Here is a 12,258-nt window from a genome sequence, read left to right on the forward strand (position 1 = left end):
TGCCTCAGAGCGAGGCGAGCGCCTCGTTGAGCGTCTGCGAGGGACGCATCACGGCCGAGGCCTTGGCGTCGTCGGGGCGGTAGTAGCCACCGATGTCGGCCGGGGCGCCCTGGACGCCGTTGAGCTCGGCGACGATGGTCTCCTCCTCCGCGGCCAGCTTCTCCGCGAGCGGCCCGAAGGCCGCGGCGAGGTCGGCGTCCTCGGTCTGGTTCGCCAGCTCCTGGGCCCAGTAGAGCGCCAGGTAGAAGTGCGAGCCGCGGTTGTCGATGCCGCCCACGCGACGGGTCGGGGACTTGTCCTCGTTGAGGAACGTCCCGGTCGCCCGGTCGAGGGTGTCGGCGAGGACCTTGGCGCCCGGCTTGCCGGCCTGCTCGGCGTACAGCTCCAGCGACGGCACGAGCGCGAAGAACTCACCCAGGCTGTCCCAGCGCAGGTAGTTCTCCTTGACCAGCTGCTGCACGTGCTTGGGCGCCGAGCCGCCGGCGCCGGTCTCGAAGAGGCCGCCGCCGTTCATCAGCGGGACGACCGACAGCATCTTCGCGGAGGTGCCGAGCTCGAGGATCGGGAAGAGGTCGGTGTTGTAGTCGCGCAGCACGTTGCCGGTCACCGAGATGGTGTCCTCGCCGCGGCGGATCCGCTCGAGGGAGTACGCCGTCGCCTCGGCCGGCGCCATGATCTCGATGGTCAGGCCGTCGGTGTCGTGGTCCGCGAGGTACTCCTTGACCTTGGCGATGAGGTTCGCGTCGTGGGCGCGGGTCTCGTCGAGCCAGAAGACCGCCGGCGTGCTGCTCGCGCGGGCCCGGGTCACGGCGAGCTTGACCCAGTCGCGGATCGGCTCGTCCTTGGTCTGGCAGGCGCGCCAGATGTCGCCCGGCTGGACGTCGTGCTCCATGAGCACGTCGCCGGCGCCGTTGACGACGCGGACCGTGCCGGCCGCGGGGGCCTCGAAGGTCTTGTCGTGGGAGCCGTACTCCTCGGCCGCCTTGGCCATCAGGCCGACGTTCGGCACCGAGCCCATCGTGGCCGGGTCGAAGGCGCCGTGGGCGCGGCAGTCGTCGATGACGGTCTGGTAGACGCCGGCGTAGGAGGAGTCCGGGATCACCGCGAGGGTGTCGGCCTCCTCGCCGTCGGGGCCCCACATGTGGCCGGAGGTACGGATCATCGCCGGCATCGAGGCGTCGATGATGACGTCGCTCGGCACGTGCAGGTTCGTGATGCCCTTGTCGGAGTCGACCATCGCCAGCGCCGGGCCGTCGGCCAGCCCCTGCTGGACGGCCGCCTTGATCGCGTCGCCCTCGGGGAGCGCCTCCACGGCGTTGAGCAGGGCGCCGAGGCCGTCGTTGGGCGAGATGCCCGCGGCGCGCAGCTGCTCGCCGTACTGCTCGAAGAGCGTCGGGAAGAACGCCTGCACCACGTGGCCGAAGATGATCGGGTCGCTGACCTTCATCATCGTGGCCTTGAGGTGGGCGGAGAACAGCACGCCCTCGGCCTTGGCGCGCGCGACCTGCTCGGTGAGGAAGCGGCGCAGCGCGGCGACGTCCATGTAGGTGCCGTCGACGACCTCGCCGGCCAGGACCTTCACGCCGTCCTTGAGGACCGTGGTCGACCCGTCGGCGGCGACGAGCTCGATGCGCAGGGTGTCGTCGGACTCGATGACGACCGACTTCTCGTTGGAGCGGAAGTCGTGCTCGCCCATGGTCGCGACGTTGGTCTTGGAGTCGCTGCTCCAGGCGCCCATGCGGTGCGGGTGGGCCTTCGCGTAGTTCTTCACCGAGGCCGGCGCGCGGCGGTCGGAGTTGCCCTCGCGCAGGACCGGGTTGACCGCGGAGCCCTTCACCTTGTCGTACTTGGCGCGGGCGTCCTTCTCGGCGTCGCTCTGCGGGTTCTCCGGGTAGTCCGGGATGTCGTGGCCCTGCTCCTGCAGCTCCTTGATCGCGGCCTTGAGCTGCGGGATGGAGGCGGAGATGTTGGGCAGCTTGATGATGTTGGCCTCGGGCGTCGTGGCCAGCTCGCCGAGCTCGGCGAGGGCGTCGTCGACCAGGCCGAACTGGGCCAGGATGCGACCCGAGAGGGAGATGTCGCGGGTCTCGACGTCCACGCCGGCCTTCGCGGCGTACGCCGAGACGATCGGCAGGAACGAGTACGTCGCGAGCAGCGGCGCCTCGTCCGTGTGCGTGTAGATGATCTTGGCCATGGAACGGCAGCTCCTGTAGCTCGGTGGCTGTGGCGGGTGAAGGGCCGGATCGCGGACGATCAGGTTTCTTGACGTCAAGATACCTGACCTCTCCGCCCACGCCCACCCTCGCACCCGGGCGGTCGCGCTGCCATGCCCCGCCCACGTTTGGGTCGCACCCTCCGCGGGGAGCACCCAGGGCATGAGCACCCCGACCACCGCCCTGCCCTCGACCGGGCAGCGGATCGCCGCCGAGGCCCTCGGCACCTTCCTCCTCGTCATCGTCGCCGCCGGCACCCTCGTGCGCACCGACGACGCGCTGACCGCCGCGCTGGCCTACGGCCTCGCGTACGCCGTCGCCATCGCCGCCTTCGGCCGCGTCTCGGCGCACCTGAACCCCGCCGCCACCCTCGGCTCGGCCGCCGCCGGCCGGACGCCGTGGCGCGAGGCGGGCGTCCTCATCGGCACCCAGGTCGTCGCGGGCGTGCTCGCCGCCCTCGTGCTCTTCGCGCTGCTGCACGGTTACGAGGGCTTCGACGCCGAGGGCTCGATGGGCCACAACGAGTTCGGCGACCTCCGCGACGGGTACGCCGCCTGGGCGGCGTTCCTGCTCGAGCTGGTCCTGACCGCGCTCCTGGTGCTCGTGGTGCTCGCGGTCCTCGACGACCGGCACGAGGACCGCCGCCTCGCCCCGCTGTGGTCCGGCCTCGCGCTGGCCGCGCTCGCCGCCGTCGCCGTGCCGTTCACCGGCGCCTCGTTCAACCCGGCCCGCTCGATCGGCCCGGCCCTCTTCGCCGGCGGCGACGCCATCCTGCAGCTGTGGGTCTTCATCCTGGCCCCGGCCCTCGGCGGCCTCCTCGCCGGTCTGCTCCACCCGCTCGTCCTCGGCCGCTCCGACGCCGCCGTCCCCGGCTCCGGCCTGCGCCTCCCGGCCCGCCGGACCGGTGCCACCGCCGCCTCGACCGACCCCGCCGCCCAGGACTGGAGCCAGCAGCAGCCGATCATCCAGGACGGATGGCAGTGGGACCCGGTCGCGCAGGAGTGGAAGCCCGCCGATCCCGGCTGGGCCACCCCCCAGCAGGACCCCACCCAGCAGCAGCCCTGGCCCGGCACCCCCGGCGGCGACGCCGGCTCCACCGACGGCGGCACCCAGCTCCGCTGACCGCCGCGCGGGACGGACGTTCGGGTGGCGCGTCCTCGGGCGTCGGAGGCGGACGCCGGGGGCGGGAGCCGCCTCCCGGCGCCGCAGGCCGCGTCAGTCCCGCTTGTCGACCGTCCGCCGCTCGACCCGACCGGGGTCGAGCGGGGACGTCGTCTCCAGGACGATCGTGTCCTCGTCCATCTCGGTGACGGCGGCGACGTCCTCCACCTCGCCGGGGACGTACGCCGTGCGCCAGGAGTCGCCGTACCGCGGCTCGGCCGGCATGGCGAGCCCCGCCTGCGCACCGTCGACGCCGGCCTCCCACTCCCCCTCCGTGCCGAACCACCACACGTTCCCGCGGCGGTCCTGGGCGTAGTAGTCGCCCCCGAGGACCGTGACGGTCACCCCGTCGACCTCCGCGGTGCCGCCCGGCTCGCCCGCCGCGCCGAACCACGGGTTGTCGATGCCGTCGACGAAGTCCTCGGGCGCAGGCGACGGGGTCGGGACGACCAGCTCGTCGATGCCGGTGGGCGGGCTGACCGGCGAGGCGGTGCCGCAGCCGACGAGGGTCGCAGCCGTCAGCACCACGGCCGCGAGGCCGCCCGTCGTACGCATGCACGCAGCGTAGGCCCGCAGCGCAGGCCCGCCGGTCCACCCCCGCTGCTAGCGTCGGCAGCGTCCGCCGACCTCGACAAGGAGTCCTCGTGAGCTCATCCCCACTCAAGGTGGCCGTGACCGGTGCCGCCGGCCAGATCGGCTACAGCCTGCTCTTCCGACTCGCGAGCGGTGCGCTCGCGGCAGACCGCCCGATCGAGCTGCGGCTCCTCGAGATCACCCCGGCGCTCAAGGCGCTCGAGGGCGTGGTCATGGAGCTGGACGACTGCGCGTTCCCGGGGCTGGCGGGCGTGGAGATCGGCGACGACGCGGAGAAGGTCTTCGACGGCGTCAACCTGGCCCTGCTGGTGGGTGCCCGCCCGCGTGGCCCGGGCATGGAGCGCGGCGACCTGCTCGAGGCGAACGGCGCCATCTTCACCACCCAGGGCAAGGCGCTGAACAAGGTCGCCGCCGACGACGTCCGCATCGGCGTCACCGGCAACCCGGCGAACACCAACGCGCTGATCGCGATGAGCAACGCCCCCGACATCCCGCAGGAGCGGTTCTCCGCGCTGACCCGGCTCGACCACAACCGCGCCATCTCCCAGCTCGCGGCCAAGACCGGCGCGCCGGTCACCGACATCACCAAGATGACGATCTGGGGCAACCACTCCGCGACGCAGTACCCCGACCTGTTCCACGCCGAGGTCGGCGGCCGCAACGCCGCCGAGGTGGTGGGCGACCAGGCCTGGATCGAGAACGACTTCATCCCGACCGTGGCCAAGCGGGGCGCGGCGATCATCGACGCCCGCGGCTCCTCGTCGGCGGCCTCCGCCGCGTCGGCGACCATCGACGCCGCCCGCGACTGGCTGTTCGGCTCCGCGGAGGGCGACTGGGTCTCGATGGCCGTGCGCTCCGACGGCTCCTACGGCGTCCCCGAGGGGCTCGTCTCGTCCTTCCCGGTCACCACCCGGGACGGTGACTGGTCGATCGTCCAGGGCCTGGAGATCGACGACTTCTCCCGTGGTCGCATCGATGCCTCCGCCGCCGAGCTCGCCGAGGAGCGCGAGGCCGTGCAGGGGCTCGGGCTGATCTGACCCGGGCCCACCCGGTCGTCCGAGGGCCGTCGCAACCGCGCAGGTGAACGGTTGCGACGGCCTTCGTCGTCCGTGGCGCGACACCACCGCGCCACCGGACGAAGGTGAACGCCCGGCGTCCCGGGCGGCTCAGACCGGCTGGTCGGGGATGGTGGCGGAGAGGAAGACGAGCGCGGAGCCGAGCAGCACCAGGACGAGGACGTCGACGAGGCGGTGCCGTACGGCGAGCATGCCGGCGTCGCGGCGGGGCAGGACGAGCCGCAGGACCGCCGCCCCGAGGATCGAGCCGGCGACGACGCGGATGCCGAGGCGCCACTCGCCCGCGGCCACGACGCCGATGCCGGCGGTGGTGACGGCCAGGACGACCAGGTAGAACGCTCCGCCGATCGTCGAGGGGTAACGACGCTCCTCGAGCTGCTCGATCTCCTCGGCGAGCTCGGCGGCGACCTCGTCCTCCGACGGGGCCGCCTCCACCGGCTCCCCGGCCGCCACCGGATCCCCGGGCTGCTCGGGCTCCTCGCCCGGACCGGGCACCGCGCGGTCGCTCACGACGCTCAGGCCGAAGCCTTCGCGGCGAGCGAGCGCTCGGCCATCGTGACGACGTTCATCAGCAGCATCGCGCGGGTCATCGGACCGACGCCACCGGGGTTCGGCGAGACCCAGCCGGCCGTCTCCCAGACGTCGTCGGCGACGTCGCCGGCGATCTTGCCGTCGACCCGGGACACGCCGACGTCGAGGACGGCCGCGCCGGGCTTGACCATGTCCGCGGTGATGATGCCCGGCACACCGGCGGCGGCGATCACCACGTCGGCGGTGCGGGTGTGCGCGGCGAGGTCGCGCGTGCCGGTGTGGCACAGCGTGGCGGTGGCGTTCTCCGAGCGGCGGGTGAGCAGCAGGCCCATCGGGCGCCCGACGGTGAGGCCGCGGCCGACCACGACCACCTCGGCGCCGCGCAGCTCGATGCCGTGGCGGCGCAGCAGCTCGATGCAGCCGAGGGGCGTGCAGGGCAGCGAGCCCTCCTCGCCGAGCACGAGCCGGCCGAGGTTGACCGGGTGGAGCCCGTCGACGTCCTTGTCGGGGTCGACGCGCGAGAGCAGCGCGAACTCGTCGAGTCCGGTCGGCTGCTGCACCAGGAAACCGGTGCAGGCCGGGTCGGCGTTGAGCTCGTCGATCGCCGCCTCGACCTCGGCCTGGGTCGAGGTGCCGGGGAGGTCGACGCGGATGGACTCGATGCCGATCTCGGCGCAGTCCTTGTGCTTGGCGCCGACGTACCAGTGCGAGCCGGGGTCGTCGCCGACCAGCACCGTGCCCAGGCCGGGCACGACGCCCTGCTCGCGCAGCGCCGCCACCCGCTCGGTGAGCTCGGCCTTGATGGCCTTGAGCGTGCCGCTTCCGTCCAGCTTCTGTGCAGTCATCTCGGTGATCCTCTCATCCTGGACGGGTTGCGGTCGGCGCCCACCTCACCGGGTCTCGACACGCTCCGTCGCGGCTTCGTTCCTCGGCCGCGGTCGCTGCTCGACCACCATCGACCAGGTCCGCTGCTGCGTCCCTGATCAGTGCGCGAAGTGGCGGGTGCCGGTGAAGTACATCGTCACGCCGGCCGCCTTCGCGGCCTCGATGGTCAGCTCGTCGCGCACCGAGCCACCGGGCTGGACGATCGCGGTGACGCCGGCGTCGATGAGGATCTGCGGCCCGTCCTCGAAGGGGAAGAACGCGTCGGACGCGGCCACCGAGCCGGCGGCGCGCTCCCCCGCCCGGGAGACCGCGAGCCGGCAGGAGTCGACGCGGTTGACCTGGCCCATGCCGATGCCGACCGAGGCGCCGTCCTTGGCGAGCAGGATCGCGTTGGACTTCGCCGACCGGCAAGCCTTCCAGGCGAACGCGAGGTCGGCGAGCACCTCGGCGGAAGCCGCCTCACCGGTCGCGAGCGTCCAGGCGGCGGGGTCGTCGCCCTCGGCGTCGACGTGGTCGACGTGCTGCATCAGCAGCCCGCCGCTGATCGGCCGGGTCTCCACGGCGGCGGCGCCGTCGACGGGGCAGACGAGGATGCGGATGTTCTTCTTGCCCTGCAGCACCTCGACGGCGCCCTCGTCGTACGCCGGCGCGACGATCACCTCGGTGAACACCTCCGCGACCTGCTGGGCCATCTCCACCGAGACCGGCCGGTTGACGGCGATGACGCCGCCGAAGGCCGAGGTGGGGTCGCACGCGTGCGCCTTGCGGTGGGCGTCGGCGACGTCGGCCCCGACGGCGATGCCGCACGGGTTGGCGTGCTTGATGATCGCGACGGCCGGCTCGGCGAAGTCGTTCGCGGCACGGCGCGCGGCGTCGGTGTCGACGTAGTTGTTGTACGACATCTCCTTGCCGTGCAGCTGCTCCGCGGCGGCCAGGCCCCCGGGCCCGTGGCCGGAGGTGTAGAGCGCGGCGGGCTGGTGCGGGTTCTCGCCGTACCGCAGCACGGCCTTCTTCTCCCACGTCGCCCCGGCCCAGGCGGGGAAGCCGGTGCCCTCGGAGGAGTCGGTGAGCACGCTGCCCATCCAGGAGGCGACCGCCACGTCGTACGCCGCGGTGTGGGCGAACGCCTCGGCCGCGAGCGCCGCACGCTGCTGGAGGGTGAAGCCGCCCGCGGCCGTCGCGGCCAGCACGTCGGCGTACCGCTCGGGGCTGGTGACGATCGCGACCGACGGGTGGTTCTTGGCGGCCGCGCGGACCATCGAGGGGCCGCCGATGTCGATCTGCTCGACGCACTCGTCGGGGCTCGCGCCGGAGGCGACCGTCGCGGTGAAGGGGTAGAGGTTGCACACGACCAGGTCGAACGGCTCGACCTCGAGGTCGGCGAGCTGCTGCACGTGGTCCTCGAGCCGGCGGTCGGCGAGGATCCCTGCGTGGACCCGCGGGTGCAGCGTCTTGACCCGGCCGTCGAGGCACTCGGGGAAGCCGGTCAGCTCCTCGACGCGGGTGACGGGGAGCCCCAGCTCCTCGATGCGCCGGGCGGAGCCGCCGGTGGAGACGAGCGCGACGCCCGCCTCGTGGAGGCCCTGGACCAGCTCGTCGAGGCCGGACTTGTCGTACACGGAGACCAGCGCACGCTGGATCGGGACACGGCGCTCGGCGGCGGGCCCGGGGGTCTGCTCGGACACGTGAGGTCACTCCTGCTCGGCTCGGCGTGGAGGAGCACCCAGGCGGACGATGCTCCCGACGTCACTCCCCGGTGGTTGCCCACCCGCGCCAGTCGTGTGGGCCCAGCATAGAGGCGCTCAGCCGCCGAGGCGCACCCGCCGGCCGTCGACGACGAAGCCCTCGCGGGCCATCCGGCCGACGGTGTCGACGAGCATCGCGCGCTCGGCGGCCTTGATCCGCTCGTGCAGCGACTCGACGTCGTCGTCGTCCTCGACCGGCACGGCGGTCTGCGCGACGATCGCGCCGGTGTCGACGCCGGCGTCGACCACGAAGAGGGTGGCGCCGGTGACCTTGACGCCGTAGGCCAGGGCGTCGGCGGGTCCGTGCATCCCGGGGAACGACGGGGACAGCGCCGGGTGGGTGTTGACGGTGCGCCCGCCGAACCGGGCGAGGAAGTCCTCGCCGACCAGCTTCATGAACCCGGCCAGCACCACGAGGTCCGGCTCGAACGCCGCGACCCGGTCCGACAGCGCCCGGTCCCAGTGCTCGCGGCTGGTGAACTGCCCGACCTTCGTCACGAACGTCGGCACGCCGTGCCGCTCGGCCCGCGCCAGGCCCTCGATGTCGTCGCGGTCGGCGCCGACGGCGACCACGCGGGCGCCGTACGCCGGGTCCGCGCACGCGTCGAGGAGCGCCTGCAGGTTGGTGCCGGAGCCGGACACGAGGACGACGAGGCGGGCGGGGCTGCTGGGCACGGCCCGGAGCCTAGACGGTCCGCCGACCGGGCTCGGTCAGTCCGCGGTGGCCGCGGACCGGCGCTGCCACCAGGTGGTGGCGAGGGCGCCGACGAGGCCGCCGATCCCGAAGGCCGTGATGGCGTGGAGCGCCACGTCGAGCTCGAACGGCCCGACCTCGCGCATCCGGCCGGGGCCGACCGCGCCGCCGGCCAGCCCGGCGAGGAAGCCGAAGACGATGCCGGCCAGGACGCCGGCGGCCAGGCCGCGGGCCAGCGCCTCGCCCCAGCCGTCGGCCGGCACGAGCCGGTGGTGGCGGGCCACGGCGACGGCGGCGACGAGGGCGGGGACGACGGCGAGGTACGCCGTCCAGGCCGGCGGCGGGCCGTTGTCGGGCAGCGCGGCCAGGAGCGGGAACATCGGCAGCGGTCCGAGCACCACCGCCGAGGGCGAGACGAGGGTGCCCGTGCCGACCGCGAAGCCGGGGCCGAGCAGGTAGGAGCCGGAGAAGGCCAACGCGTTGGGCACCACGAGCAGCGAGAGCAGCACGAGCAGCGCGGAGGCGCCGAGGTCGGTGTGCAGCTGGGAGAGGACGTTCGCGGCCGTGCCGAGGTCGACCACGAGCGCGCCGAGGAAGGCCACGCCGGTGGCGAGCAGCCAGCCGAGCAGGATCCGGCGGCAGGCCGGCAGCGCCAGGCGGAGCACGGGCGGGACGAGGGCGGCCCAGATCGCGGCCCGGCCGGAGCCGACCGCGACGGCGGGCGCGCCGAGGGCCAGGCAGAGCATGAGCGACCAGGAGACCACCCGCCCCGTGGCGACCCCGGAGCCGGTGTCGCTGGCGAGCACGCAGGTCACGACGGCCACGACGACGTACCCCGCCGCGAGCAGGCCCGCGGCCACCGGCACCGTCCAGTCCCGCTCGCCGTCGGCGATCCGGTCGGCGTCGGGGCCGTGCCCGGAGACCGAGTCCCCGACGCGCAGCCCGACCCGCCACACCGTCCAGGCGCAGGCCAGGGTCACCCCGAGCGGCACGGCGGTGACCGGCACGCCCTGCACGCTCACCCCCGACCCGTGCCCGAGCAGCCACCCGAGCGCGCCGACCCGCAGGCCGTCGCTGGAGCTGCCGTGGGCACCGGCGTCGGTGAGGAACCAGCCGACGACGCCCAGCGCCAGGCACACCAGCAGCGGGGCCAGCGCCGCGGCCGCTCCCCCGAGCGTCGCGACCAGCACCAGCGGGCGCCGGTGGGCCAGGTCGTGGAGCCCGCCCGGGCCCGCGCTGCGGGTCGTCGACGGCGGCAGCAGGGAGGTCATGACCCCTCGATCATCACCCGCACGACCGGCATGGCCGTGCAGGCACGCCGCGCGGGTACGGTGGTCGGCGCCATGCCGCCCGCCGTCGACGCCGACCCCCGCCCCCCGTCGGAGGGGCGACCGGACCGCACCGACCCCACCGCGGAGTTCGACGCGTTCTACAAGCGGTCCCGCGACCGGCTGCTGCTGCAGACCTGGGCGCTCACCGGCGACCTCACCGCCGCCCGCAGCGCGGTCCGCCACGCGTACGTCGTCGCGTGGCACCACTGGCGCAAGGTCGCCCGTCACGAGGACCCGGAGTCCTGGCTGCGCCCGCACGCGTGGGCCTACGCGCAGCGGCGGCACACCGCGCGCCTCGGCCAGCGCGACAAGGACGTCGACCCGGGCGTGCGGGCGACCCTCGACGCGCTCGCGGCCCTGCCGGCCGGCCAGCGCCGCGTGCTGCTGCTCTCGCTGCTCGCGCCGGTGCCGCTGGACGAGCTCGCCCGTGAGGTCGGTCTCCCCCGGGAGGAGGCCGAGCGCGAGCTGCAGACGGCCACGGCGAGCTTCTCGGTGGAGCGGGACGTGCCGAGCACCGACATCGGCGCGACGCTCGAGCCGCTCGCCGCGGCGGTCGCCGAGGTCCGGTGGCCGCGCCCGACGATCCTCCGGCGCGCCGGTGCCGGCCGCCGCCGTGCCCACACCGCCGCCGGCGTGCTGGTCACGGTGGCCGCGCTCGTGGTCAGCGGCGTGGTGGTCTCCGACGGCGGCCTGCGGACCACGCTGGACCGCGAGGCGACGGCCCAGCGCTCGGCCGCCCTGGGCGGGGACGACGGGGACGGCGAGGAGCCGACGCCGCCGCTGGTCGCCGAGGCGCTGCTGAGCGCCCGGACCGTCCAGTCCCGGGTCAAGGGCACCGGCTGGCGCGAGGGCCGCACCGACGGCAACACCGAGGGCGACGGGACGGTGCTGCCCTGCCAGGCCGACCGGTACGCCGACCCGCGCGGCACCGCGGCCCTCCTGCGCACCTACGAGGCCGGCGGCAAGGACGGCCCGCGACGGACGGCCTGGCAGCTCGCCGAGGCCTCGCGCTCCGAGCGGGCCGCCCGGCGTACCTTCCAGCGCAGCGTCGGGTGGTACGCCGGCTGCACGGAGTCCCGCGTGCAGCTGCTCTCCACCCGCACCGTCGGCGAGGTCGGCGACCAGGCGATGCTGCTGGCGCTGCGGTCGTGGTCCCGGCCGGTCCGCACGACCGTCGTCGGCGTCGCGCGCACCGGCCTGCTGACCACCACCACCGTGCTGCGCGTCGGCAACGACGCCCGCCCTGACGTCCGCGGCGGCACGGCCCTGCTCGCCGACGCCGTCCGCGGGCTGTGCGCGCTGCCCGACGGCGGGTCGTGCGTCGGGCGTCCCGAGCCCCGGCTCGCGCCGCCCGTGCCGGTCGGCGAGGTGCCCAGCCTGCTCTCGGAGATCGACCTTCCCCCCGTGCGGCGCGTCGCGGCCCCGTGGACCGGCAGCCCCACGGTGCGCGCGGACACCAACCCCGCCTCGACGCCCTGCGACCGCACCACCTTCACCGGCGACGGCATCCGCCGGAACGTCACGCGCACCTTCGTGGTCCTCGACTCCGGTCTCCCGCCGGAGTTCGGGCTCAGCGAGACCGCGGCCTCGCTCAGCCGGCCCCGCGCGACCGCGTTCGTCGACGGCGTCCGCCGGCGGATCGACCGCTGCGCGGACGACGACCTCACGACCGAGGTGCGCCAGCTCGCCTCCAGCGACACCCGGCGCGAGGACCTCACCGTCTGGGTCGTCACCACCGAGCTGTCCGACGAGACGACCGTCCGGTACCTCATGGCCGTGCTCCGCGCCGGCACCGCCGTCGGGCAGGTCGGCTTCGTCCCGGCGGGCGAGCGCACGATGAGTGACGCAGACTTCGTCGCGCTCTCCCGGCGCGCGCTCGAGCGGCTCCACGAGCACCCCGCGCCCTAGACCGCCGAGGCGCCCCCGCAGGAAAGTGCCGCGGCCGTGCAACCGTGGCGACCGCCGGGGCGTATCCCTCCCGACCGACCCACCGAGGGTCGGCCGGGAGCAGAGTGAGACGGGACGGGT

At 74.4% G+C, this 12,258-nt stretch carries 10 protein-coding genes and 1 riboswitch; of the genes, 3 read left to right on the top strand and 7 right to left on the bottom strand.

All coding sequences use genetic code 11. The annotated features are described in order from the left end of the window. Positions 1–4 precede the first annotated feature (4 nt). Positions 5–2,194, bottom strand: a complete 2,190-nt coding sequence (locus QWY28_RS12055; protein ID WP_300952806.1) for an NADP-dependent isocitrate dehydrogenase — start codon at positions 2,192–2,194, stop codon at positions 5–7. 181 nt (positions 2,195–2,375) lie between these two features. On the opposite strand from QWY28_RS12055, the gene QWY28_RS12060 reads away from it, so the two are divergent. After that, a complete protein-coding gene (locus tag QWY28_RS12060; RefSeq protein ID WP_300952807.1) occupies positions 2,376–3,335 on the top strand; it encodes an aquaporin in 960 nt (319 codons plus the stop codon). A gap of 93 nt (positions 3,336–3,428) precedes the next feature. Here QWY28_RS12060 and QWY28_RS12065 read toward each other — a convergent pair whose 3' ends face one another. Then, positions 3,429–3,929 carry a hypothetical protein gene (locus tag QWY28_RS12065; RefSeq protein ID WP_300952808.1) on the bottom strand — a complete coding sequence of 167 codons (501 nt, stop codon included), beginning with the start codon at positions 3,927–3,929 and terminating at the stop codon, positions 3,429–3,431. A gap of 89 nt (positions 3,930–4,018) precedes the next feature. Between QWY28_RS12065 and QWY28_RS12070 the strand changes: the two genes are divergently transcribed. Beyond that, positions 4,019–5,005, top strand: coding sequence for a malate dehydrogenase (locus QWY28_RS12070; protein ID WP_300952809.1), 987 nt, complete (start codon positions 4,019–4,021; stop codon positions 5,003–5,005). A 129-nt stretch (positions 5,006–5,134) separates the two neighbouring features. On the opposite strand, the gene QWY28_RS12075 is transcribed toward QWY28_RS12070, so the two are convergent. From QWY28_RS12075 to QWY28_RS12095, 5 genes are all read right to left on the bottom strand, one after another. After that, positions 5,135–5,554 carry a DUF3017 domain-containing protein gene (locus QWY28_RS12075; RefSeq protein WP_300952810.1) on the bottom strand — a complete coding sequence of 140 codons (420 nt, stop codon included), beginning with the start codon at positions 5,552–5,554 and terminating at the stop codon, positions 5,135–5,137. Between the two features lie 5 nt (positions 5,555–5,559). Continuing rightward, on the bottom strand, positions 5,560–6,420 hold the full coding sequence (locus QWY28_RS12080; RefSeq protein WP_300952811.1) for a bifunctional methylenetetrahydrofolate dehydrogenase/methenyltetrahydrofolate cyclohydrolase: 861 nt from the start codon (positions 6,418–6,420) through the stop codon (positions 5,560–5,562). Between the two features lie 138 nt (positions 6,421–6,558). Continuing rightward, positions 6,559–8,145, bottom strand: a complete 1,587-nt coding sequence (gene purH, locus QWY28_RS12085; protein WP_300952812.1) for a bifunctional phosphoribosylaminoimidazolecarboxamide formyltransferase/IMP cyclohydrolase — start codon at positions 8,143–8,145, stop codon at positions 6,559–6,561. Between the two features lie 29 nt (positions 8,146–8,174). Further along, positions 8,175–8,251, bottom strand: a riboswitch (ZMP/ZTP riboswitch). Between the two features lie 11 nt (positions 8,252–8,262). Beyond that, entirely contained in the window at positions 8,263–8,880 is a 618-nt protein-coding gene (gene purN / locus QWY28_RS12090) for a phosphoribosylglycinamide formyltransferase (protein ID WP_300952813.1), read from the bottom strand. A 36-nt stretch (positions 8,881–8,916) separates the two neighbouring features. Beyond that, positions 8,917–10,170, bottom strand: a complete 1,254-nt coding sequence (locus tag QWY28_RS12095) for a cell division protein PerM (RefSeq protein WP_300952814.1) — start codon at positions 10,168–10,170, stop codon at positions 8,917–8,919. A gap of 30 nt (positions 10,171–10,200) precedes the next feature. Here QWY28_RS12095 and QWY28_RS12100 point away from each other — a divergent pair, with 30 nt between their 5' ends. After that, complete coding sequence (locus QWY28_RS12100) at positions 10,201–12,138, top strand: SigE family RNA polymerase sigma factor (RefSeq protein ID WP_300952815.1); 1,938 nt, start codon at positions 10,201–10,203, stop codon at positions 12,136–12,138. Positions 12,139–12,258: the final 120 nt, after the last annotated feature.

Source organism: Nocardioides oceani (assembly GCF_030412965.1).
GTDB classification, from domain to species: domain Bacteria; phylum Actinomycetota; class Actinomycetes; order Propionibacteriales; family Nocardioidaceae; genus Nocardioides; species Nocardioides oceani.

Excerpts from the sequence above, each read along its gene's own strand:
- QWY28_RS12055 (WP_300952806.1), bottom strand. The coding sequence starts at position 2,194 with ATGGCCAAGATCATCTACACGCACACGGACGAGGCGCCGCTGCTCGCG.
- QWY28_RS12060 (WP_300952807.1), top strand. The coding sequence starts at position 2,376 with ATGAGCACCCCGACCACCGCCCTGCCCTCGACCGGGCAGCGGATCGCC.
- QWY28_RS12065 (WP_300952808.1), bottom strand. The coding sequence starts at position 3,929 with ATGCGTACGACGGGCGGCCTCGCGGCCGTGGTGCTGACGGCTGCGACC.
- QWY28_RS12080 (WP_300952811.1), bottom strand. The coding sequence starts at position 6,420 with ATGACTGCACAGAAGCTGGACGGAAGCGGCACGCTCAAGGCCATCAAG.
- QWY28_RS12095 (WP_300952814.1), bottom strand. The coding sequence starts at position 10,170 with ATGACCTCCCTGCTGCCGCCGTCGACGACCCGCAGCGCGGGCCCGGGC.
- QWY28_RS12100 (WP_300952815.1), top strand. The coding sequence starts at position 10,201 with ATGGCCGTGCAGGCACGCCGCGCGGGTACGGTGGTCGGCGCCATGCCG.